Source organism: Nocardia crassostreae (assembly GCF_001613405.1).
GTDB lineage: Bacteria > Actinomycetota > Actinomycetes > Mycobacteriales > Mycobacteriaceae > Nocardia > Nocardia crassostreae.
In genome coordinates this window covers 37,501-60,790 of sequence record NZ_BDCH01000028.1, presented here as the reverse complement: position 1 = coordinate 60,790, position 23,290 = coordinate 37,501, and the positions used below count along the sequence as shown (strand labels likewise).

General features: G+C 69.0%; 16 protein-coding genes. 4 read left to right on the top strand and 12 right to left on the bottom strand.

The genetic code is table 11. The annotated features are described in order from the left end of the window. Positions 1–6: 6 nt before the first annotated feature. Positions 7–1,371, top strand: coding sequence for a flavin monoamine oxidase family protein (locus NC4_RS27135; RefSeq protein WP_067543848.1), 1,365 nt, complete (start codon positions 7–9; stop codon positions 1,369–1,371). Positions 1,372–1,440: 69 nt separating this feature from the next. On the opposite strand, the gene NC4_RS27130 is transcribed toward NC4_RS27135, so the two are convergent. Continuing rightward, positions 1,441–1,794 carry a DUF4254 domain-containing protein gene (locus tag NC4_RS27130; protein WP_245721954.1) on the bottom strand — a complete coding sequence of 118 codons (354 nt, stop codon included), beginning with the start codon at positions 1,792–1,794 and terminating at the stop codon, positions 1,441–1,443. 336 nt (positions 1,795–2,130) lie between these two features. Between NC4_RS27130 and NC4_RS43285 the strand changes: the two genes are divergently transcribed. Genes NC4_RS43285 through NC4_RS27120 form a run of 3 tightly spaced genes read left to right on the top strand, consistent with a single transcriptional unit; the run spans position 2,131 to position 3,554 of the window. Next, positions 2,131–2,310 carry a GntR family transcriptional regulator gene (locus NC4_RS43285; protein WP_245721953.1) on the top strand — a complete coding sequence of 60 codons (180 nt, stop codon included), beginning with the start codon at positions 2,131–2,133 and terminating at the stop codon, positions 2,308–2,310. 39 nt (positions 2,311–2,349) lie between these two features. After that, on the top strand, positions 2,350–2,970 hold the full coding sequence (locus NC4_RS27125; protein WP_245721952.1) for a UTRA domain-containing protein: 621 nt from the start codon (positions 2,350–2,352) through the stop codon (positions 2,968–2,970). Next, positions 2,967–3,554, top strand: a complete 588-nt coding sequence (locus tag NC4_RS27120; protein WP_084529826.1) for a GNAT family N-acetyltransferase — start codon at positions 2,967–2,969, stop codon at positions 3,552–3,554. The genes NC4_RS27125 and NC4_RS27120 overlap by 4 nt, the downstream gene beginning before the upstream one ends. A gap of 15 nt (positions 3,555–3,569) precedes the next feature. Here the strand turns inward: NC4_RS27120 and NC4_RS27115 are convergent, their stop codons facing one another. The 11 genes from NC4_RS27115 to NC4_RS27060 form a co-directional block, all read right to left on the bottom strand. After that, complete coding sequence (locus tag NC4_RS27115) at positions 3,570–5,243, bottom strand: protein kinase domain-containing protein (protein WP_084529825.1); 1,674 nt, start codon at positions 5,241–5,243, stop codon at positions 3,570–3,572. Positions 5,244–5,246: 3 nt separating this feature from the next. Further along, the gene (locus NC4_RS43280; RefSeq protein ID WP_067543842.1) at positions 5,247–5,456 is read right to left on the bottom strand and encodes a hypothetical protein; all 210 of its coding nucleotides are present in this window, start codon (positions 5,454–5,456) and stop codon (positions 5,247–5,249) included. Further along, complete coding sequence (locus tag NC4_RS43275; protein WP_067543840.1) at positions 5,408–6,385, bottom strand: hypothetical protein; 978 nt, start codon at positions 6,383–6,385, stop codon at positions 5,408–5,410. The genes NC4_RS43280 and NC4_RS43275 overlap by 49 nt, the downstream gene beginning before the upstream one ends. A gap of 21 nt (positions 6,386–6,406) precedes the next feature. Further along, the gene (locus NC4_RS27100; RefSeq protein ID WP_157555250.1) at positions 6,407–7,741 is read right to left on the bottom strand and encodes a hypothetical protein; all 1,335 of its coding nucleotides are present in this window, start codon (positions 7,739–7,741) and stop codon (positions 6,407–6,409) included. A 74-nt stretch (positions 7,742–7,815) separates the two neighbouring features. Beyond that, positions 7,816–8,112, bottom strand: a complete 297-nt coding sequence (locus tag NC4_RS27095) for a hypothetical protein (protein ID WP_067543836.1) — start codon at positions 8,110–8,112, stop codon at positions 7,816–7,818. 49 nt (positions 8,113–8,161) lie between these two features. After that, positions 8,162–8,443: a hypothetical protein gene (locus NC4_RS27090; protein ID WP_067544201.1), complete on the bottom strand. Its 282-nt coding sequence runs from the start codon at positions 8,441–8,443 to the stop codon at positions 8,162–8,164. A 103-nt stretch (positions 8,444–8,546) separates the two neighbouring features. Then, a complete protein-coding gene (locus NC4_RS27085) occupies positions 8,547–9,032 on the bottom strand; it encodes a hypothetical protein (protein WP_157555249.1) in 486 nt (161 codons plus the stop codon). 1,255 nt (positions 9,033–10,287) lie between these two features. Further along, a complete protein-coding gene (locus tag NC4_RS27075; protein WP_067543830.1) occupies positions 10,288–15,495 on the bottom strand; it encodes a hypothetical protein in 5,208 nt (1,735 codons plus the stop codon). 9 nt (positions 15,496–15,504) lie between these two features. Beyond that, positions 15,505–22,428: a WXG100-like domain-containing protein gene (locus tag NC4_RS27070; protein WP_067543828.1), complete on the bottom strand. Its 6,924-nt coding sequence runs from the start codon at positions 22,426–22,428 to the stop codon at positions 15,505–15,507. Continuing rightward, a complete protein-coding gene (locus tag NC4_RS27065; RefSeq protein WP_245721951.1) occupies positions 22,421–22,930 on the bottom strand; it encodes a YbaB/EbfC family nucleoid-associated protein in 510 nt (169 codons plus the stop codon). Before NC4_RS27065 ends, NC4_RS27070 begins: the two co-directional genes overlap by 8 nt. Further along, a complete protein-coding gene (locus tag NC4_RS27060; protein WP_157555248.1) occupies positions 22,927–23,229 on the bottom strand; it encodes a hypothetical protein in 303 nt (100 codons plus the stop codon). Before NC4_RS27060 ends, NC4_RS27065 begins: the two co-directional genes overlap by 4 nt. Positions 23,230–23,290: the final 61 nt, after the last annotated feature.

Below are 23,290 nucleotides of genomic sequence, written 5' to 3'. Positions count from 1 at the left end.
GCTCTCGTGCCTGTCATCACTCGTGACGTCGTGGTCGTCGGAGCCGGGCCCTCCGGTCTGACCGCCGCCGTGGAATTGCGTAAATCGGGTCTGTCCGTGACCGTGCTGGAGGCGCGGGACCGGGTGGGCGGACGCACCTGGACCGGGGACATCGACGGCGCGATGATCGAGATCGGCGGGCAGTGGCTGTCGCCGCATCACACCGCGGCGCTGGAGCTGGTCGCCGAGCTCGGACTGGAGACCTTCAGCCGGTATCGCGAGGGCGAGTCGGTGTACCTGGCCGCCGACGGGACCCGGCAGCAGTTCACCGGTGACGTGTTCCCGGCCGCGCCGGAGACCGCCGCCGAGATCGATCGGCCCATCGCACTGCTCGACGAACTGGCCGCCGAGGTCGGGGCCGAGCAGCCGTGGGCGCATCCGCTTGCCGCGGAGCTGGATTCGATCCCGTTCAGCCTGTGGCTGGAGCGGCAGTCCGATAACGAGTACGCGCGGGAGACCGTGGCGTTCTTCGTGTCCGGGGCCATGCTGACCAAGCCAGCGCACACCTTCTCGACGCTGCAGGCGCTGCAGATGGCGGCGGCGCAGGGTTCCTATACCGCGCTGGCCACCGACAGCTTCATGCTCGACAAGCGGGTCGTGGGCGGTATGCAGCAGGTGTCGCAGCGGCTGGCCGCGGTCATCGGCGATGATCTGCACCTGAACTCGCCGGTGCGGCGGGTGGAGTGGTCCGAGAGCGGCGTCACCGTGTACGCTGACGGCGGGCTGGAGGTGCACGCGGCCCGGGTGATCCTGGCGGTGCCGCCGAATCTGTACTCCTGCATCAGTTTCGATCCGCCGCTGCCGCGGCGCAGGCACCAGATGTATCAGCACATGTCCTTCGGGTTCGTGGTCAAGGTGCACGCGGTGTACCCGACGCCGTTCTGGCGGGAAAAGGGTTTGTCGGGAACCGGTTTCAGCGATACCGACATGGTGTCGGAGGTGTACGACAACACCAACCACGGCGCGGACAACGGCGCGCTGGTCGGTTTCATCGCGCACGAGCAGGCCGACGCGTTCTTCGCCATGGACGCGGCGCAGCGCAAGCAGGCCGCAGTGGATTGTCTGGTCCGCTATCTCGGACCCGAGGCCGGGAATCCGGACGTTTACTACGAATCCGACTGGGGCGCAGAGGAATGGACGCGCGGCGCCTATGGCGTCAGCTTCGACCTCGGCGGCCTGACCCGCTACGGGCGCGACCATCGCGACCCCATCGGGCCGATGCATTTCGCTTGCTCGGATCTGGCCGGGCACGGGTTCCAGCACGTCGACGGCGCGGTGCGCATGGGTAAGCACGCCGCGGCCGCCATCGTGGCCGAACGCAGCTTGGTCTGATCGCCGAGATCACCACCGTCGCCCCGCCGGGGCCCGCCCTTGGGGCTCCGCCGGGACTCCCGGCACCGTCTACCAGGCGGGCAGCCGACGTCGTCCGGCGAGCACATCGCGGACGAGATCGTCGTAGGCATCGGACAATTCAGCCAAATGATGCCAAACCCCGTGCAGCATTTCGTCATTGGCGTCGAGGGTCATCAACGCGTGGTGGGCCCGGACCGACGCCTCTGCCAGCCGATCGATGACCGACCCGACGGTTTCGGTGTGTAGCGTCGCGCCCAGCCGATGCTGGGGTACCGAGCGCACGATCCAATCGTCGATGGCCATGACCAATTCGATTCGGCGGCGCTTGTTTTCGATGATCGAGACCGGATCCGTCTCCGGCCCCGTACCGCCCCGGCCTACCAGGCGCTTCTCGTGGAGCACCGCGAGGTCATGGGCGAACCACAACAATGGCCCGCCGATGACGCGGTGACCGCGGCATGCGCGCAGGAGTAGGTCGGAGGTCGGAGGTCGGCAATAGCCCGGTTGCGAGGGTTTGCGCCTCAATGTCCGCATACTGCGGGGACACGTCGGGCAATTCCACAACGACCGTATTAGATGTCTCCGAACCAGCCACGTTGCCTCGCGTTCATCGAATGAACAACACCGCATTCAGGACGTTCATTACAATAAACTTCTAAACCTGGCTGTCAAGCCTTACACGGCGGTTCGTCCACCGGAGTAGACTTCGGTGCCTTGAAGCAACAACCCAGGAGCGACATGGGTGACGGTCCGAGATATCAACGGATCGCAGACCTCCTCCGCGAGGAGATCCGCGCCGGCAAATGGAAACCGGGCGATCGACTACCAAGCCACAACGAGCTGGCGGATCAGATGAATGTCTCGATCACGACGGCTCGCAATGCCATTCAGCTCCTGGTCGCCGAGAATCTGGTCTAAACGGCCACTTCCAGAGGAACGATCGTTCGCAGTCAGGAAGTGCTGGAATCCGTTGTCACCAACCATATTCGGCCGGACAGACCGAAAACCCCGCACGATATCTTCGTCGAGATAGCGCGCGAGGCGGGCCGGGAGCCGTCCAAACAGATCAGTGCGCGTATGGAACCGGCCAGTCCGGAGGTGGCGCACTGGCTGGGAGTGGAGAAGGATTCCTGGGTGGTGTCACGCACCGTCATGCAGTACCTGGACAATGAGCCGTGGTCCTGGAAGGTCAGCTTCTATCCGCGAGATCTCGCGGAGGCCACCGGGATTGACGTCCCGCACGATATTCCGGAGGGCACCACCCGGCGCCTGGCCGACCGCGGCTTGGCCGAGACGGCACACCGCGACACCGTGGTGTCGCGTCCCGCCACCGTGGAGGAGGCGGCCGTGCTCGGGGTGGGTCCCGGCACCATCCTGCTCGACCATCTCCGCATCGGCGCGAACAGCGAGCGCATCACCCGGGTGACCCGTCACCGTTCCACCGCCGCCCGCAATCGCCTCGCCTACGAACTGGGCGACGATCCGGGCATCGAACTCATCCGCAAATCCCTCGGGGCCCCTTGTCCCCCAGGCAATTCCCACTCCTTCGGAAGTTCGCTCCTACCCGGCTCGCCATGAACCCGCACCTCCGCCCGGCCCGCATCGGAGATCTGGGAACCATCACCAGGCTCCGTCTCCAACGCACCCACTGGCTGGCGGCCCGCGGCAGCGACCAATGGACCAGGGCCGGACGAGGTCTCCCCATCGAGACCTTCGTCCGGTCTGTGGCCACCTCGGTCCACAATGGCGAAACCTGGATAGCCGAGGTCGACGGCCACCCCGCGGGCACCATCACCCTGAACAACCGCGCCGACCAAGGCCTCTGGACGCCCGTCGAACTCTCGTCCTCCCTCATCGTCCACTACATGATCGTCGACCTCCGCTACGCCGGAAACCACATAGGCGAGGCCCTCCTGGCCCACGCCACCCGCCAGGCCCGCGACCTCTCCCTCCCCTGGGTCCGCCTCGACGCCTGGACCACCAACCACGCCCTCCACGACTACTACCGCCGCGTGGGCTTCACCCTCGTCCGCATAGCAGGCCCCGAAGCCACCGGCCCGTCAAGAGCCCTTTTCGAAAGACCCACCGCCGGTTGGCTTCCCACCTGGACAAACCAGACCCAACCCGCCCTCCCGGCCCGCCCTCAACTCCACGCCGGATAGGCGAAAACGGCTCGTTTACGAACCGGGCAGGTTCGCGACTTGGATCAGTTGCTTCCTGCGGCTCCGGCCGACCAGGATGCCGCGGCCGGGCGGCAAGGTCTTCGGACGCACATCGCCGACGATCTCGCCGTCCTCGTCCGGCATGCTCATGAGAACAGCGTCGCCCGAGTGGTCCGTCAGCGCGCCGAGGAGTTCGTCGCCGATCAAGGAGCGGGACTTGCCTCTGGCGCGACTCGCGACGATCACGTGCAGACCTATGTCGTGTGCCAGTGGCAGATATTCGAGCAGCGGCGTCACGGGACTCCCCGCACCGGTGACTACGAGTTCGTGATCATCGACGATCACGTAGATTTCGGGCCCCGACCACCAGTTGCGGTCCCGTAGCTGTTGCGATGTCACGCCGGGGCCGGGAATGCGCCGGGAGAGATACTCGACCATCTCCCTGATCATCGTGGCGCAACTCGTCGCGTGGGTGGAATAGCCCGCCAGTTGATCGCCTTCCACCACGCCGAGCAGCGTCCGCCGGTAGTCCACCAGAACGAATCGAGCCTGATACGCGGTCAAGTTGTCCGCAATGCCCCGGATGATGTTGTGCAGCAAGGTGGTTTTGCCACACCCCGCCTCGCCGAGAATCATGAGATGTGGATCGGCGCCGAAGTCCAGGGCGACCGGCCCGAGATCGGACTCACCGAGGCCGACGACCGCGCGGGTCGGCCCCTGAGCGATCCCGTAGATTCCGGCCATGTCCAGCAACTCGTCCCGATGAACATGCGCGGGCAGTACGCGACGTTCCGAGACCCGCAGTCCGCCACCGAGGGCGATCGGACGCACCGGAGCACTCGGTGCGGTGTGTTCTCCGAGCGCCGCCGCGGCGGCGGTGGTGAATTCGAGGCAACTGCCGAATCGGTGTGCCGGGTCCTTGGCCAGCACCGTGGCGATGACCTCGTCCAGCGCCGAGGGCACATCGGGCCGCACCGTGCTGGGACGGGGCGGCGGCTTGGTCAGGTGCCCGATCATTATCGTCAGCGGTTGCGGACCGGGGTACGGGTTCCGACCGGTCAGGAGGCGATAGAACGAGCAGCCGAGGCCGTAGATATCGGTTCTCGGGTCCAGCTCCCCTTCCGAGAACTGCTCCGGTGACGCGAAGGCGACGGTGCCGAGAAAGGTTCCCGTGCGGGTGATTTCGGTGGCGGCGTCATGGGGTCTGGCGATTCCGAAGTCCGACAACAGGACTCGCTCGGCGCCGTGTTCCTGCGGTGCGAGCAGGAAATTGGCGGGTTTGACATCGCGGTGCAGCAGATTGCGCCGGTGCGCGTGGTCGAGCCCCTTGCCGATCTCGGTGACGATCCGCAGCGCGCGTTCCGGGGGCATGCCGCCGGGCTCACGGTCGACGGCGACGGCGGCGTCCTCGCCGCGCACATACTGCAACGCCAGCCACAGGCAGCCCTGATCCTCGCCCCGGTCGTATACCGACACGATATTCGGATGGTCCAGCGCGGCAGCCACATTCGCTTCGCGCTCGAACCGGGCCCGGTACTCGGGGTCCGCCGTCAGATGCGGCCACAGCACCTTCACCGCGTCGCGGCGGGGCAGGGTGGGATGGGCGGCCAGATAGACCGTTCCCATCCCACCGCTGCCCAGTACTCGCTCGAGGCGGTAGCCGCCTAGGACGGAGCCCGGAGCGAGCATGGGTTACAAGCCGGGGAGGTCGGCGATTTGGATCATTTCCTTGCCGATGTTGCGGGAGATGAGCATGCCGCGGCCGGGTGGGAGCTTCTGGGGGCGTTCGTCGGCGATGAGCTTTCCCTCGTCCTTCGGGCCACTCATCATCAGGGTGTCCACCGAGAGGTTCTTCATGGCGCCCAGGACGCCGTCGTAGAGGGCTCGGGAGACGCCGCCCATGCGGCGGGTGACGATGACGTGGAGGCCGATGTCTCGGGCCTGGGGGAGGTACTCCACCAGGGGGGCGAGGGGGTTCTGGAGGCCGCCGGTGGCCACCATGTCGTAATCGTCGATGACCACGTAGCCATATTGCGCATATCGTTGGTCAGGTCGCTGGACTGGACCTTGAATTTATTGACCGCGGCAATGGCGGATTTCGCACCCGTACCGGTCCACTTCTCGTCCTGCTCCAAGCGTTCCATGCGTAGCACGAGATTGTCGAAGTCTTGGTCGATCGAGTCGGCCACCCACGTCCAGTCGGCTGAGCGATCGGCTATGACCTGGGGGTTCATACCCTCGCCAGCTTTGTCGAACCACTCACCGCCGCGGCCGCCCGGATCCTCGGCGCCGATCGGGTCGGTGTAGTGCTTGTCCTTGCTCCCGCTGTAATCGGCGAGACCTCCGACGTGCTTCTTGTCGAACGCCCCATTGGCATCGGTCGCGCCCCATTGGGGGATCTTCACCTGGCCGTTCGGGGTGATCTTGGGGCCTTCTTTGATGTCGCGGGTACCGGCGTCCTTCTTCAGTCTGTCGAAAGCCGCCTTGGAATCTTCTTTCTGGGCGTCGTAAAGCTTGCCCGCGGTCAGCAAGATGTCACCGATGGCATTCACCAAACCGATGAACTTGCCGAGGATCTCCTCGACGCGACGCCCCTCCTTGTCGAACCGGCCCGCGAGCAGCAGCGCCGACTGCACGTGATTGTTGTCGCTGAAACCCCGGTGATTCTGGAACAGGAAACTCATGTTCTTCGTGCGATCGAGCGACGACGCGCAGTCCGCGGCAAACTTGACAGCCTCCTCGGCCGCGCCCTTGTCGAGCTTCAGACGACCGTCGCGGGCCTGCTGGGCCAGCCCCGGCCAAGGGTTGTCGTATTTGTTCTCGTCACCCACGTCCTGCTCCCATCCACCGTCTCATCGAACAGTAGGTTGATTGTCGCTGCCGCGCATACATCCCGACAAGATCAGCTGATAAGCGGCGCCATCCAAATCGGCTGTCTCACCGAAGACTTCGGTGAGCAACACGTAATCGACCCGTCCTTGTTCCGCGGCGGCGACGAAGGATTCGACTGTGGCGCGTAGAGATTCGGTCGGCTGATCGGCGACAAGACCCATAATCACGTCGGCGACAGTGTCCGCGGTCCACATACCGGGGACCGCCGAAGCCAGCTCGGTCGAGGACGGGGATTCGCCGCGGTGCCAGCGGCCGTCTTCCCACCAGTAGCAGAAGGTCAGCATGCCGCCCGCGGCACGAGTGTTGAGCACCGGTGTGGCAACCCATTCCGGGGCTCCGGCGTACAGGCGGGGCAGGGCGGCATCGGTGTTGTAGGCGGAGTCGAGTTCCGGGGCGTTCCAGACGCCGCCGGAGAGCACGGCGCGGCCGCCCGGTAGGGAGTACAGGGTGGAGCCGGAGCGGCGGGAGCCCTCGAACCAGCCGAAGGCGGGTAGGACGCGCGGGCCCCACTCCGAGCCGATGGCGACGAAAGCGGCGGCAATGGCGGACCAACGGGCCCACAGCAGGGGGAAATCCGGGAAGTCGTCTTCGGAAATCACTGGGGTGATACCGGATTCGCGGTCGTTGCGCGCCTGTGCGGCGGCCTGCTGCGGGGTGCGGATCTGGCGGTTGCCGTGGCGGATGTAGGCGGCCAGCCAAACCGGCAGCGCCGCACGGGGATACGCCTCCAAGTCGGCGAGATAGTCCTCGGGAGCGAACAATTGGTCGTCCGGGAACGGGTCGTCGCCGTAGTCGTGGTCAACCTCCAGCTCGCCGTCGGCGGAGAGGATGAGTTCGAACCGCCACCACGGGCCGTCGCCGAGTTCGGCGGAGAGCGTGCGGTGTTCGGCCACCAGGGCGTGAATTCCCGGGGTCGGGTGCACCTGGGCCTGACGCTGCTCGTCGTCGGAGAACACCACGCGGGCCAGCTGGCCGTTCACCGTGACCGAGAACGACGCGTGCACGCGCGCCCAGCCCTGCGGGCCCAGCTCCAGCAGTTCCTGGGCGATGCGATGGGCGATACGGCGGGTCTTCTCGGCCACATCGGGTTCGGGCGGAGCGTCGAGGGAGAAGCCGACATCCGGAGTGGGTTCCGCTTCCGCGCTTACGGTTCCGACGACTTCACCGCTGGCAGCGCCGACGACTTCGCCACTGAGGGACGCGCCGACCACGCCGGTCACCAGGGTCGATGCTCCGACGGTGGCGGATTCCGGTGCCCCGTTCGGGGTTTCGATGGGCTCTGAGGACATTGTCACGTGGTAATCGTCTCCTGGGCGGTCACTTCGAGACAGTGTGAGCCCCGAACCGTATGCGATATCCGGCCGTCACGCTAGTTTTCCGGACGGCGCTTGCGGGCCGCGCGCACTTCCAGATCGCGGGCCATCGCCGCCTTGCGGGCCGCGGCATTGGAGCCGTCCAGCTGACCGGCGAAAGCCTGCCGCGCGGCCTCGACCATCTCCTCGGTGGCCGCGCCGTTCGCACCGGCGACCACCCACAGCGCCTTCTCGGTCTGCTCGTCGAGCCCCGACGCGGTGCGGACACCGCTGCCGCGCACGGCCTGTTCCAGCGCGCCGTCGAAATTGCGGCGCAACTGCTCCTCGCTCGGGCGGCCTCTGCGCACGTCCATCCTCCTGATTCAGCGAACTACGGTCGGCACCACGCCTGTTGCACGGCGATCAGCCGTCCGTGGCCGGGCGGCCTTCGTTGAACATGCGTTCCAGGTCGGCGCGCCAGCGGGCGGCATTGCTGCCGTCCAGTTGACCGGCGAGGGATTGCCGGGCGGCCGCGACCAGTTCCGCGGAGGCGTTCGGATGGGCGCGGGCAATGGCCCACAGGGCATCCTCGGTCGGCGAATCCAGGCCGGTTTCGGTGCGCACACCGCGTCCGGCCAGCACATCCGCCAGCACGGCCTCGAAATTCCGCCGCAACTGCTCCTTGCTCGGGCGGTCTGCGCGCACGTCCATCCTCCTCGTTCGTGTCGAACCAACTGTCAGCATCACATATCCCGGCTGACCGCGCGGTTGCCGAAATCGTAAAAATCGAAGAACTCACACCGTCGTCTCATCCGAAGATTCCCGACCGCCGCAAGGGATCGGCCAGTACGTCACGAATGAGCAGACCCAGGTCCGCATCCGCCTCCACCGGGCGATACCGCAGCTCACACAGGTAATTCCCGCCCACGTACACCGCGAACCAATGGAATTGCCCACCCGGCTCCCAAGCCGCCCCCGCACCCATCCGGTCCAATTCGATCACCTGCTGGCCCACCCGCAGGATCAGCCCGGCCTGATCGCGATAGAACGAGATCGAAGTCCCGTCCATATCCCCGTACACACCCGACACCGCCCCCGCCGACGGCGCCGAACTCAACGCCCCCGTATCCGGGTCCAGCACCGCGAACTCCCCATACCCGCCATGGGCGCGCAAATAGATGGCCCCACCGCGCACCGGTGCGGACGCCCGCGGGAACCGCTGCCCGCCGCGCGACCCACCATGCCCGTTCCCACCCCTACCCGCAGCCGATCCGGCCATGGGCGACCCCATCATCGGCGCTCCCCCCGGAGCCTACGAGACACCATGCCCGGACTGCCCATCCGGCAGCGCCCCCGGCTGGCCCGAAGGCGCACCCGGCGCAAACAAGTCGCGCATCCCCGGATGCGACGGTGCACCCGGCCCGCCCGGAGTACTTGGTGTACCCGGGTACGACGACTCGGGCGCTCCCGGTCCAGTCGGATACGACGACTCGAAGGCTCCCGGGGTGCCGAGGTTCATCTGATCCTCGGGCGACAACCACCCGGGCAGCGACGGAATGCCCGGCGCCCCTCCGTCTCCCAGAGGTTTGGAATGACCCGAGGGCCAACCCTCTCCCGGCGGCATAGGCAGATCCGGAGGCCAGCCACCGTCCGGAGGCGTGGGACCCCCTGGCGGCCAAGGGAAATCCGGTGGTGTGGGAACACCCGGCGGCCAATTGCCGTCCGGCGGCAACGGCATCTCGGGCGGCTTGGGCAAACCGGGCGGCCATTGGCCGTCGGGATGTGTCGGAATGCCTGGGGGCCAGGGCATTTCCGTTGGCTGCAAGAGCCCCTGCGGCACAGGCGGATTCGGCACCTGCGGTGGTTCCGGCAGCTGCGGAGGCCACGGCACTTCCGGAGGCTGCGGAAGCTGCGGCGGCCGCGGCATCTCCGGAGGCTGCGGAAGCTGTGTAGGCACAGGCAGATTCGGTACCTGCGGCGGCTGCGGTACTTGTGGCGGCTGCGGCTGCGGCTGCGGCTGCGGCTGCGGAGGATCGTCGCGGTCGTCGGGGTTGTCCGACGGATCTTGCAGGTCCGGCGGCGGGACCCACGGGGCGGGCTGTTGCGGCGGTTCCGAGGTGTAGTCCGGGAATTCGACGTCGAGCTCGCGGGGGACACGCGGGAGGTGCGAGCGCCAGCTCGGGTTGTAGCGGTAGTCCGGGCTTCCCGGCGTCGAAGTGCGATCACCCGGCGGCGTACCGCCCTCGTCGGGGGTCCGCTCGCCCTCATCCAAGGCCGCGCCATCGTCACCCGGAGTCGGATCGCCATCACCCGGCGACGAGTCACCATCACCCGGCGTCGAATCACCATCACCGGGGGACTCCTCATCCACGCCCGGGGGTGAGGCCTCGGCGGGCGAGGTTGAATTGCTGTCGGCGGCGGCCGGGTCGTTGGTGTCACGGTTGGCCGGATCGCTCGGGTTCCGCGGTTGCCGGCGACTCGGCTCGTCGTACTCGGGTGTCGCGGACTGCGCGGACTCGTCGGTGGCCGTGCCCACCGGGGCAGAGCCGTCATGCTGTTCGCCGGAGCTCGTATCCTGCTGCGGCTCTGGCTGATCCGGCTGCTCTGTGGTCGGGTCGGCCGCAACGGGCTGGCGCTGCGAATCGCCGGATTGCTTCGGCTCGGCGGGTGGGGTGAGGTGGCCGTGCTCGTTGGTTTGCGGGCCCCGGTGCGGTTCTTGGGCTGAATTCGGCTGGGGGGCTGACTGTTCGGGTGCGGCGTGCGGACGGGGAGCCTCCGGCGATGCAATGGGAGGCTGGGGCGGGATGGCGGGGGGGATAGGTCGGGCGGGGTGGGATGGGTGGGGTCGGCGGGGCGTCGGGGGTCTCCGGTTCGCCGTAGGGACGGGATTGGGGTGGGCCGGGGACGTAGGGGATGCCTGCGCGGTTTCCGGTTAGGGGTGGGCGGTGGGCGTCCCAGTGGTAGCCGTCGATGGCTGCTACGGCGGCGTTGGCGTCGGCCCAGGTGGCGTTGGGGTTGGCGCGGAGGAAGTTGGACTCGGCGAGGGCGTCTTGGAGGAGGAGGATGTCGGGGGGTAGGGGGTTGCCTGCTATGAGGCGGTTCCAGGCTTCGGCTACGTCGGCTACGGCGTCGAGGGGGGCCTGGCGCCATTGGTTGTGGACCGGGTCGAGGTACCAGTGCGGGTCTCGCATCAGGTGGTTCTTGATCTGCTGGACCTGCTCGGGGGTGAAGGCCGGGGGGAGCATGTTGTCCACCGCGGCGCGCAGTTGTTCGTCGAGGGCACGGAAGAGTTCGTCGCGGTCGTCGGCGGGGACACGCAGCAGGTTGTCGCGTAGGTCGGTGGCGAGTTGCCGTGCGTAGTCGGCGTTCTCGGAGCCCAGGAGGCCGGTGACACGCGCGATCAGCTTGGTCAGGTTGGCGCCCGGACGGTTCGCGAATACGCTCAGCGCCTCGTTCATGAAGGCGCGCAGGTCCTCGCGGCGGGCGTCGCGGTAGGCGGCGAGGTTATCGGCTATGGCAGCGACGTCGTTGTCGGGACCGTCCCGGACGTCGTCGTGGAGGAACCCGTCGTATTGCTCGTCGGCCCACCGCTGTACCGCGGCCCATCGCTCGGCGGCGGCCTGGTTCGCTTCGTGCCAGGGCCTGGACGGCTCGACATCGGCGGCGTGCTCACCGCGATCGAATTCGCGGATCATGGGCTGGATCTCGCCCACGCGCTGCCCGAACAGCACCGAACCCTTGAACTTCGGGCTGATTCGGGCGGGCTGGGCCGAGTCGCCGAACCAGGTGAAGCCGAACAGCTTCGCGACTTCCAGGATGATCCGCATGACATTGGACGCCAAGTCCGCGAACGGGAGGACGAAGGTCGGTTCGTCCGGGTCGGCGACGGGCTTCTTGCCACCGGGTATGTGCGGCAACAGATCCTGGTTCTGGGCGCCCGGCGGCAGTCCGCTGACGCGGTCGATGACGGCGCCCACGACGGCGCCCTGCACCTGGTCGGCGGCCCAGCCGCTGAGACCCTGCGCCATATCCAGCTTGAACTCGTCCGGCCACGCGTCCGAACCGCGATTCTCGGTCCAGTTCGGCCGGGTCTGATTCACCTCGTGCCAGTTGCCGTCGCCGTCCCGCCAGCGCGTGCTGAGCACGCGGTCGCTCCAGTTCCCGCCTGCTGTAAGGCGATTCACCGGCAGCTCGGAGCGGGTCACCGACACTTCGTCGTCGCGGCCGACGGTGACCCGCAGGCGCTCCACGACCGTATTCGGATCCGCGAGGGCCTGTGCCACTTCGGGGAAGTAGAGCAGCGCCTCGGCGAGCGCGCGATCGTGGTCGGCGAACGGGCGGCCGAGTTCATCGCGCGGGCCGAAGACGATGATCCGCCGCGGCTGCCCGTCGGCGATCGCCACCCGGGGAGTCACCATGCGCGCACCCTCGCCGTCGGCGATGCGCCGCCATTCCCCGGCGATGCGCGCCATCTCGTCCTGGATGCGGCCGATCCTGTTGTGCGCCTGGTTCACATCCTCGGCGGCCGCACGCAACCGGTCGAGATCGCCTGCGCGCTCAGGGAATGCCTCGTGCAGCCGCCGCAGCAGCTCGCCGAGATTCTCATGGCTCAGCGCCGCCTCGTTGACCGATCCATCGGTATTCAGCAGGCGTTCAACGGTATCCGGTTCACCTGGGCGCTGTTCGGCCGCGAGGTGCGCCAATTCCGCATCGAGCGAGCCGAGATCCAGCGCCAGTTCGTCGCGGTCGTTCCGCCGCGGTTTGATCCGCTGCAATTCGTCGGCGCGCTCCGCGGCCAGCCGATCCATCTCGGCAATGACCTCCGCGGGCCGCGGCAGACCCGCAGCGGCCCTGTCCCGCTCCAACTCGTGAATCCGTCGGTCGATCTCCCGAACCTGCTCCCGCAGCCCGATGACCTCCTCCGCCGCGGCAATGAGCTTCCGAACCTCGGCCAGCCTGCGCTGCTGCTCGGCAGGACTGTTCTGCACCCGCTCTTGATGCCGACCTTCGTCGCCGACGCCCACAACCCGGGACCCGGCCTCATCGAACAACCGAAGCGCGTTCTGCTGCAATCGATCCCGGGTACCGAGCGCTGCCTCCGGATCACCGACATCCAGCAACCGACCAACCCGAGCGTCCCGCTTGGCCCGCTGGAACTCCAGCTCCCGAGCCAACTCCCGGCGCTCCTGAAGCAAGCGCTCATATTCCGCGCGCGGCGTCTCCGCCTGCGGCCCGCCTTCATCCGGCTGCCCACCCGGCTCCGAGGGCTCGCCGTCATCGTCCGCATTGCGCGCCGGAGGTTCCGACGGTGGCTGCTGCGACCCGCCACCCGCATCCGGGGTCGGCTCGTCCGTACTCGGTGGCGACACCGGATCGCGATCGCCGGAGGTCGTGTCCGAGCCCTCGGGCGCGGGCTCCGGTCGGGCCACTGGAGTCGGACCGGAGTCGGGCTCGCTGGGACCGCCGGGCCGGACGGGTCCACCGGTCTGCGGCGGCTCCCCTCCCTCGTCTCCCGACTTGGGCGGCGCCGAAGGCTGCTGTGCGGGCTCGGCGCTCGGCTGCGGGGACTGCGGTGGGGTGCTCGGCGGCTGGGCCGGAGGGGTCGGGGCGCTCGGGGGTGTGGGCGGGGTGATCTGGACGTGAGTGATCTGGCCGTCAGGGTGGATTTCCAGTTGGCGGTACTCGATCGGGATGCCCTGGGCGGCGAGGGAGTCGCGCAGGTCGGGGCCGATTGCCGGGGTGGGGTCGGCGAGCGGGGTGACGACGAGGACACGCTGGGGGTTGCCGGGGAGGATTCCGGCGGCGTCGGACACCACGCGGGCGCCGGAAGCGGTCATGATGTCGCGGGCGGCCAGCAGGTTGACATCGCTCCAGGCGTTGGCTGCCTCGTTGCGGGCGTTGATGGCGGCGGTGCGGGCGTCGTTCGCCGCATTGCGGATGGGACGCAGTTCGTCGAGGCGCTGCTGTGCGGCGTCACGGTCGGCGAAGTACTCCGGGACGGTGCGGTCCGGACGGAAATCCGGGTCCATGAGCTGCTCGAGCCGGGCATTCTCGGCATCCAGCCACTCGGTGATCCGCTGCCAGGCCGGGCCGACACCCGCCTCGGTGAGAGCGACACCCAGGTCGTCCGCGATCTCGCCGAGCCGCACTTCGGCCTCGTCGAGAGCGATCCGGGCGCGCTCGGTCGCCTGGTGCGCACGGTCGACCGCCTGCTGTAGCTCCGCCCGCATCTGCGGACTGGTCGGAATGTACACCTGCGGCAGCCCCGCGCGCGGCCAATCCCCGGGTGCCGAAACCGGCTGCCCCGCAGGTGATTCAGCTGGCTGCTGCGGCAAACCCTGCTCAGCCTGCGGCATCTCCTCGCCACGCTGCATCCACTCCGCCCGCGGGTCCACCGGCTGGGCGGGCTCCTGTCCGGGCTGCATCCACTCCACCCGCAGATCCACAGGCTGCGCGGGCTCCTCACCTCGCTGCATCCACGCCTCACGCGGATCGACCGGCTGCGCGGGCTCCTCACCCTGCCGCATCCACGCCTCGCGGGGATCGACGGGCTGCGCCGGGTCCTCGCCCCGCTGCATCCACGCCTCGCGGGGATCCACAGGCTGGGTCGGTTCGTCGGCGGGGCGCGGGCGGGTGGCCGCTTCGTGGCCCGCTTCGGCGGTGCGGAGGGCGGATTCGGCGCGGTGGTGGGCTTCGGCGGCCTGGCGCAAGTTGTCGAGTTGGGCTTCGGTGTAGCGGGGGCCGGACGGGTCGGAGCGGTGGGACAGGTAGTCGAGGGCGCCGGACAGGCGCTGGGGGGTGAGGTCGGAGGAGCGGATCGGGCGATCCGGGTCGGTGTCGGCGGCCATCGCGCGCAGGGCGGAATCCCTTGCGGCGAGGGCATTGTCGCGGTCGGCGGCGGCTGTCGCGAGGTCGGCGGCGGCCTGATCGGGGGTGAGCGAGGCGGGCGCGGTGAGCTCGTTGTAGCGGGCGGCCAGGGCTTCCAGGGCGTCGATCTCGGCGTCGCGGGCGCGCACCTCGGCGCGCAGCTCGTCGAGTTCGGCGGCCAGTTGCTCGGGGGTGAGGCGCTCGTGCTGGTCGAGGCGGCCGTCACGGTACAGGTCGTACACCTCGGCCACGCGGGCCCAGTAGGCCTGCTCAGCGGCGGCGAAATCTCCACCGGCCGCAGCGATTTCGGCCGCATTCGGCGGGGTCAGGTCGATACCGAGCAGACGCGCCCACACCGTCGGCGCATCCGAGGGATCGTCCGAGCGGGGCTCGCCGACCATGCCGTCGCGGTCCCACGCGTCGCGCAGCAGATCCGGCGCGGCGGGATCGTGCATGGCCACCTCACCGTCGACCGCGCGCGGATCGGTGGCCGGGTCGAACCGGAGCCGATCGGTGTACGGGTCGAGATCGCCCAGTGTGCGGGCGAATTCGGTGAGCGCGGCCACGACCTCGGGCGGCGGGTCGGCCAGCAGGTTGGCCGTTGCCCGGTTGGCGGCGAGATCCATCCCGAGTGCGGTGTTCAGCCGGTCGAGCGCGGCGGTGGCGTCGTCGGCGTCCACGCCCCGGATGAGCTTGGCGTAGTCGAGCAGATCCTTGATCTGTTGGCGGCGGCGCGGGCGCGGCGTCTCCGGATCGGTCAGGTTCCCGGCCAGCAGCTCCGGGGTCAGATCGGCGGGATCAATGCTCAGGCGCAGCGACATTCGGTCCCGCGCCGCCGCCAGCCGATTGAAATTGTCGATGGCGTCACTGCTGCGGATGAAGTCCGCCATACCCTCGATCTAGGCCGCGCGCACCGAATTATCGTGCCGCAGTGCGGCAATGGCGTCGTCAAGGCGGCCGGGCGCGAGGTCCACGTTGTACACCGACATCCGGTCGGCGAGCTCGTTGCGGGCGGCCAGCACCTCGTCCGGGTGGTCCGAGTCGGCGAACTCGGCGAGATCGGTGCGGCCGGGGACCAACTGCCAGTAGCCGTCGTCCTCGGAACGCACCAGGGTCGCCGACAGGCGGCGGCCATCCACCATCTCGTCGATGTGCCGGACCTGCGGCGCATCACCGGGCACCACATGCAGACGGCCCTGCTCGTCGATGCCGAGCAGGCGGTAATCCGGTTGCACCGCAACGTCATTGACCAGATCACGTAGGCGCGGATCCGCGGTCAACGCATCGGCGAGAATCCGGCCGTGGTTCGCCTCACCGCTGAGCACGACCAGCCGGGGCGGCGCGTCCGGAGTGTCGCCGGGCACGAGGCCGAGATTGTGGTCGAGCAGCACGCCGCCACGCCCGTCCACCCAGGCGCGGGCGGCATCGTCGGCCAGGCGCTGTGCGAGATCGTTCGCATCGGGCGTCTCGTCCGGGAAGTGGTTGTCGAGCGCCTCTTCCAGCCGAGCCAGCGCATCGGCGGCGTCGCGCACGCTCATGCGCTGATCGCTGAGGAAACGCGCCAGGCGCTCCGGCGTCAGATCATCGAGGGCCGTGGCGAGCAGCTGCGACCAGTTCGAGCGCTCGTCGCGAATCTCGTTGCGGCGCAACGCATGTTCGAAGATGGACTTCAGCCCGGTGTCGTAGCGGACCTCCTCCGGGCTGAGATCACCGAAGGCGTACGGGGCTTCGGCGCCATTGTTGACGCCCTGCGAATCCAGGAACGGCGCGAACTGATTGTTGGCCGCCGCCAGCTCGCGCAGGAAGCGGCCCATGGGGTCATTGTCGAAGAAGTTGACATCGCGACTGAAGGCGATGCGGGTGTCCTCGTCGTTGTAGCGCGCCGCGGCAACGGCGAGCGCCTCCACCGCGCCCGCGCGGCGCATCTGCAGGGCGACGGCCTCGTCGAGGACGCGGCGCAGCGCCTCCGGGCTGGTGTCGGTGAGCTGGATTCCCAGCTCGGCCAGCGCATCCCGCACATCCTGCGGCAGATCCCGGTGCTGCTCGGGCGATTCCGGGGCCTGCTCGGCCGGATCCGGCTGTGCGCCGCGCTTCAGGTAGTCGTCGATCTCGTCGGCGGCGGAATGCATTCCGGCCCGGCGCAGATCCTCGGACATTTCGCGCAGCTGTGCCGGATCGACCTCGGTGAGCCACGGCTCGAATTCCTCGCCGTCGCGGTGGCGCATGGCCTGGCCGTCACCGGTCTCCGCGGCCACGCGGCTGGTGAACAGGCGCAGCAGCGGCAGGCGATCGCGCGCCTTCCACAGCGTGGCAACCTCTTTCGCGATGCGGATGGGGTTGAAGCCGTCGAGGACGACATCACTGCCCGCGGCATGCGCAATTTCGGAGGCGAGCTGCGACTGGTAGTCGCCGTCCTGTCCGGAGCCCGACGGGTACTTCGGCTCGATCGCGCGATCCCGGCCGATGAACCTCTCCCACAGGCGGCGCACCAGGGAACGCTTCTCCGGCGCGGATTCCGCCGGACGCGCGGGCGGTGCGTCGGGCGTGCCCGGGCGGGTGGTCTGTTCGGCGCGCCAGGTGCGGTTGGGGCCCTCGGTGAGGCGCACGTGCACCCGCTCGCCATCGACCTCGAGCACGGCGCGACGCTCGTCCGGAGCATGCCGGTCGGCGGTGGGCAGATCGGCGGCATCCATTGCGTCACCGAGGATTTCGGCGCGCAGATCCGCGAGGGCGGCGTCGCGGGCGTCCGGGGTGAGCCGCTCGGGCGCGATCCGCTCCGGATCGATGCCGAGCCGCCGCGCCCAGTCCTCGGCGTCCGCGGCGTGCAGCGCGCGCTGCTCCGAATCGGTGGCGGCATCGCGGCGCGCCGTGGCCTCGGCGAGCGCCTCGAGACCACCGGCGCGCAGCAGATACCGGTACTGAAGTTCACCGGCCGCGTCCGCCAGCCCTTGCGGGGTGCGGTCCGCCTCGGGAATGCCGAGGCGGTCGGCCAGCTCGCGTTGCAGCTGATCCAGCGGAACCGCGCGCGGATCGGTGTCCTCCGTACGACCGGGCGAGGACTGTGGTTCGGGCGAGGTCTGTTGTGCCGCATTGTCCGGGCGCAGCGGAACCGTTGGACTCTCCGGCCCCGCGGGCAGCTCGGTCCGCGCCGGACCCGCCTGGAGTGCGGGAGCTCCGTCGTCGACGGCACCGGCCAGGCGATCGGTAAGTCCGAGGCGATCCAGCTCCGCCTCCATGGCGCGCAGCTGATCCTGATCGACCTCGGTCCGCCAGTACTCCTCGTCGCCGTACCGCTCCCTCGCGGTGAGCGGCTCGAAGTCCTCGGGATGCCGCATCCGCGTCGGCGGCTCGCCTCGGCTCGCGTCCCCGAAATACCCACGCGCCCGCGCCATCTCGGCAATGTCGCGCAATACCGAGAGCGGATCCGGATGCCGCGCCAACGCGGGCCCCAACCCGAGCGCCTCGGCCAGCCGCCGCGCATACGCCAGCTCCTCCGGCGACCGCGAAACCCCGTCCTCCGGCGGCAATTCCATCAGGAAGTCCCGCGCCGGACGCAGCGCCTCCGGCACCGGATCGGTGTCGAGCACGAGCGTCGGGCTCTCCCCCACCGGCTCGGCCACCCCGGCCTGCGGCGTCGTCTCCAGCTCACCCGCCGCGGGCAGCGGCTGCGTGACAGCCTCGGACGGATCCGGCGCGGGCAACGGCTGAGTCACCGCCTGAGACGAGTCAGGCACCGAATTCTGCGGCAGCGGCTGAGTCGTCGCCTGAGACGGATCCGGCGCGGGCAACGGCTGGGTCGTCACTCGAGACGGGTCAGGCACCGAATTCTGCGGCAGCGGCTGGGTCGTCGCCTGGGACGGGTCCGGCAGGGGCTGGGTGACGTCGTTCGGGTCGTTGTCCCGGGCGGGGTTGGGTTCGTCCGGGTCGGCGGCGGGCGGGGCGCCGGGGGTGCCGCCGGGCGGCTGCTGGCCGCCGCCGTTTGACTGCGGCTGGGGTTCGGCGGGGTGCTGGGCGTCGGGGGTGCGTTCGGGGCGGCCACCGGCCAGGTCCCACAGCCATTCGGCGCGGTCCTGGGCGATCTTGGCCAGCCACTCGGCATTATCGGCCTCGAGGCGGGCGTATCGCGCCTCGATGCTGTCGGAGGTGTCCTCATCGGCCCGCTCGCGCAGCCATTGGGCGCGTTCGGCATCCATCCGCGCTTCCCAATCGGCCTGCTCGGCGCGCATGCGGTCGAACCACTCGTCCGGGCCATCGGAACGGTCCGGACGACCCTCCGGACCATCCGGATCGGGGGCGGGCGCGGCGTCCGGCGGCTTGGGCGGCTCCCCGCCACCGCCCTCGGCCGGTTGCAGTTCGGGGGCGGTCTCCGATTCCGGCAGCGGCTGCTGGACCGGGTTGTCGGGCCGAGTCTCGGACGCCGGTCGCTGCACAGGGTTGTCCGGCCGGGTTTCGGACGCGGGCTGCTGCACCGGGTGGTCGGGGCGAGTCTCGGTGGCGGGCTGCTGAACTGGATTGTCCGGGCGGGTCGCGGTGGGCTGCTCCGGTTCCGGGTCGGGCTCGGGGGTGGGGCGGCGTTCGGGTTCGGGCTGGCGCTGGCGGCGGCGGTCGGCGGGTTCGCGGTTCTCGCCCGCGTCGGGGCGGGCGGCGGCGTCCTGCGGTGTGCCGGAGGCGTTCTCGGTATTGCCGATCAGCAGGTCGTAGAGGACGTGGGCGGGCTCGCTGGCGAACTCGCGGTTGAGTTCGACATCGGTGAAGGATTCGGCCAGCGCCTCGATCGGGTCGAAGCCGCCGTCGTCGTAGAAGCTGTAATCGCTGAGCTGGCGCACCCATTCGTCGAACCGCGCGTATTCGGCATCGGTCCAATCGGTGACACGGTAGGCGTCCTCGTAGTGGTCGAGCAGCGCATCCCAGGCCGCATCGCGGGAAACCGTGTCCGAGGTGAAGTCCAGGACATGGGCGAACTCGTGCACGATCGTCGAATGGACCGGCCGCAGCGCCGATCCCGGCACCAGATCACCGGCGGCCTCGTCCTCGGCGATATTGTCGGCGAAACGCTGCGGATCGGTGGCGTAACCCTCGCTGAGAATGATCCGGTTGCGCGGATCCGCGCTGGTGCCGGGATCGGTCTCGGCGTACTTGTCCGGATCGGCGATCGGCTCGATGGCAATACCGCGCAGATCGCCCTCCGGGTAGTTGCGCATCATGCCGTCGACCGCACGCGCGAACTCCCGCGCCACCTCCGGATCGATGCCCGGACGATCGAAGCCCTCGACCGTGAAGCCCTCCGGCTCCAGATGCGCCCAGCGCCGTTCCAGCTCGGCGGCCACCTCCTCCGCAGACAGATCCGACCAGGCGTCCTGCGGGGGCTCGTCACCGCCGTGCAGCAGCGCCGGATCCGCGCCGTCACGCCCCGAACCGCCGTCCGCGCGCCCGGCCTCGCCCGCCCGCGCGGGATGCGCGACCGAACCATCGCCGCGATCGGCGCGGCTGGCCCGCGCTGCCCGCTCGTAATCCCGCTGCGTCGGCGCGGATGCGCCGTCCGGCAGGGGAATCGGCGCGATCAGCAGCCCACCCTCCGTATCGCGGGCGCCCGGGGCGTCGGCGATCGGCTCGGCAGTCTGCGTCAGGGCCTGGTCGCCGCGATCGGTGACATTGCTTGTGGGAGCGTCGGGTTCGACGCCGCTGGAACCGGCTTGCAAGCCTGGGTTCGCGTCCCCGGATACGACTCCCGTTGTACGACCGTCGATTCCGGCACGGGAATCGGGAGCGGACCCGGCGGGCTCGACCTGACCCGGGACGGCGGGACCGGCCACGCGGTTGGCGGCCGACGTGCCTGCGGGGCTGGTCGTCGTGGTGTTCGACGTTGCGGGGCTCGACGTTGCGGGGTTCGAGGTGGTTCCGCCGGTTGTCGGAGTGGTACCGGCGGTCGAGGGCGGGCCCGCGGCGGCCGGGCTCGGCGCACCGCCCATGACAGGTGCGACCGCGCCGGGTTGCGTTCCCGCCGTGGTATTTCCGGCATTCAGTACGTCGGCGTTGGCGGCGGGGGGCGCGTCGCTGCGCGCGTTCACCCGAGATTCAGGGCTCGAATCCCCACTGGTGGTGGGGGAATCGGAGTCGGAGTCGATGGGCCTGCCCTGCGTGGCGGGGTCAGAGGGGGCGTCGATGTCGCGGGCCGGGCTGCTCAACGAGCCCTGGTCGGAGTCACGCGGTGTCGACGACTCGGGGTCGCCAGCCCGGGTGTCGGTATTCGCGCCCGGCCGATCATCGCGCCCCGTCCCACCGGCACCTTCATTGGTGTTCGCCGGAGCGCGCTCGGAGGTATCGGCACGCCCGGTGTCGCGGCCGGTGTCGTGCGGTGAGGAGGTATCGGGCGCACCGGTATCCGAACCGGCCGGATTGGTCTGCAGCCCGCCCGGCTGCGCACCCGGCTGCCCGCCGGTCGTCGGCGCGGTGCGCTGCTCGCCTTCCGGGGCATTGGCCCGCGGCTCCGGATCGGTCGCGCGATTCTCGCCCGAATCCGGTGCGCTGCCGCGGTTCTCGTCCGTGCCCGCGGGGCGCGTGTTGTCGTCCCCGGGATTGCGAGAGGTGTCGTCACCCACCGGGCGGGTGTTGTTCTCGCCGCGCCCCTCCGGGCGGGTGTTGTTCTCGCCGCTGCCCTCCGGGCGGTTCTGGCTGGCCGGATCGTCGGCCCGGGGGCGCGTCCCGTCGTCACCGCGGCCGCGGTTCGGATCATTCGCGCCCGGATCATTGGACGGATCGACGCCGCCCGGGCTGTTGTACGGGTTCGTGCCCTGCGGCCCGTTGTACGGGTTGGTGCCGCCGGTCGGCATCGGGGGCACGCCCGGCGGACCGTTGTAGAAGCGGTCCGCGCCCGCATGGCTGAGGCCCGACAGGCCGCCTTGGAAGGCGCCCGAGGTGAGCATGCGCGGATCGAACTGGGTGTTCTTCAGGTTCTCGACGGCCTTGTCCCAGCCGTCCTTGTAGACGTCGACGCCGAACTGGGCGCCGGTACCGGCGGCGAAACCCGCTGTCGCGCCGACCAATCCCGATGCGACGCCGGTGATTCCGGCATTGACGACGTTATTGACCCCGGCCCGCCCGAGCTTGTTGCCCAGCCAGCCGCCGAACGGACCGGCCGCCGCGCCGCCCGCGGTGGAGCTGATGGCGGTAATGCCGACCTGGGTCCAGTTGATGTCCTTCCGTTTACCGGAGTTCACCTGGTACTGCTGCACCGCGATCTCCTGGACGGTGCCCAGGGTGAGATCGATGGCGACATGCCGCAGGAGGAACTTCACGGCCGAGGCCCCGGCCATCCGCGCCGCATAGGTCGCGATGGCGCGGGCCGCGCGGGCGCCGATCATTCGAACCGCGACGCGGGTGAAAGCGACCACGACCGCCTCCACCGCGGGCGCGGTCGGCGGCCACAGCCACGCCGCCAGGATTTCCGCCGCGGCCAGGGCCAGCGACGAATAGAACATCAGCTTCGTGTACTCGATCTCGGTGCCGGTCGAGTAGGCCGATTCACCGAGATCCTCGAAGTACTTGGCGAGATCCTGAATGGAGGTGTCGTCTTTGCCATTGGTCTTGCCCTGCAAGACGTCATACGCCTTGACCATGGCCTCCATACCCTCGCCCTCGGGGTATGCGGCAATGGTGGCGTATCTGGCATCGTCGATGGCGGACAGCAGATTTCGCAGTCCGTCGGCGCCCAGGCGCCAATCACCGGCCAGCTCCCACATCTGGGTTTCGCTGCCGTCCGGCCATTCCATGCCGACCAGCCAGCCCACCCATTCCAGGGATTCGGGAAACTCGATATCACCCAACGCGGGCTACACCTACCACCCGGAGTCGGTGGCTCCGCCGCGCCGGGTGACCGTGCCATCGGATTCCGAAGTCGGCTGCGCCGCACGATGTTCCGGTGAGTTCGGGGGTGCGGTGGAGACGACCGGCGGGGCCGGGATGGTCAATTCCTTGCTCAGGTCCGGCATGCCCGGAATCAGTTCGGCCAGTTTGGGCAGGCGACGGCTGCCCTGCGAGACCGGCGCCATCACCTCCTGGCCGCCGCACCACCTCGGCGGCGGCCTGCTGCGCGGCCTCGGTGACCGCCTTCGCGATCTCCTCGTAGTCGAGATCCTCGATATCCGAGGCGAATCTGGTCTCGATCACGGTGCCCTCGGCGTTCACCGTGACGGTCACCCGCTTGCGCACGGTCGCGGTCGCGGTGAGCACGGCGCGATCCTTCTGCAGTTGGGTGATGGTGCGCATCTGCTGCGCGAAGCCATCGAGAATGTCGTTGAGATCGGCCTTGGCGCGTTCGTTGGTCATCGCACCCGCTTGGCCTGCTGGTAGGCCCCGGCATTGCCGGTGTCCATGGTGGACAGGTAATCCAGCGCTTCCTGCTGCCCCTTGGCGAAGTTGCCGAAGGTGCCCGACATGTTCCGGGCGCCCTGCACGATATTGCCCTTGCTGGCGATATACCCGTTCTCGCCGTCGGAGAAGTTCTTCCCCAAGGTGTCGTTGCCCCAAGGTTCACCACGCGATCCGATGGAGGAGACCAGGGTGTTCACTACGGTATCGATACCGTCCTGCACCTTGACCGTCTTCGACTTCGCAGTACGCAGCAAATCCTTATAGGAATCCAGCCGACTGCCACCCACCTGGTCATCACCTCCAGCGCACATGCGG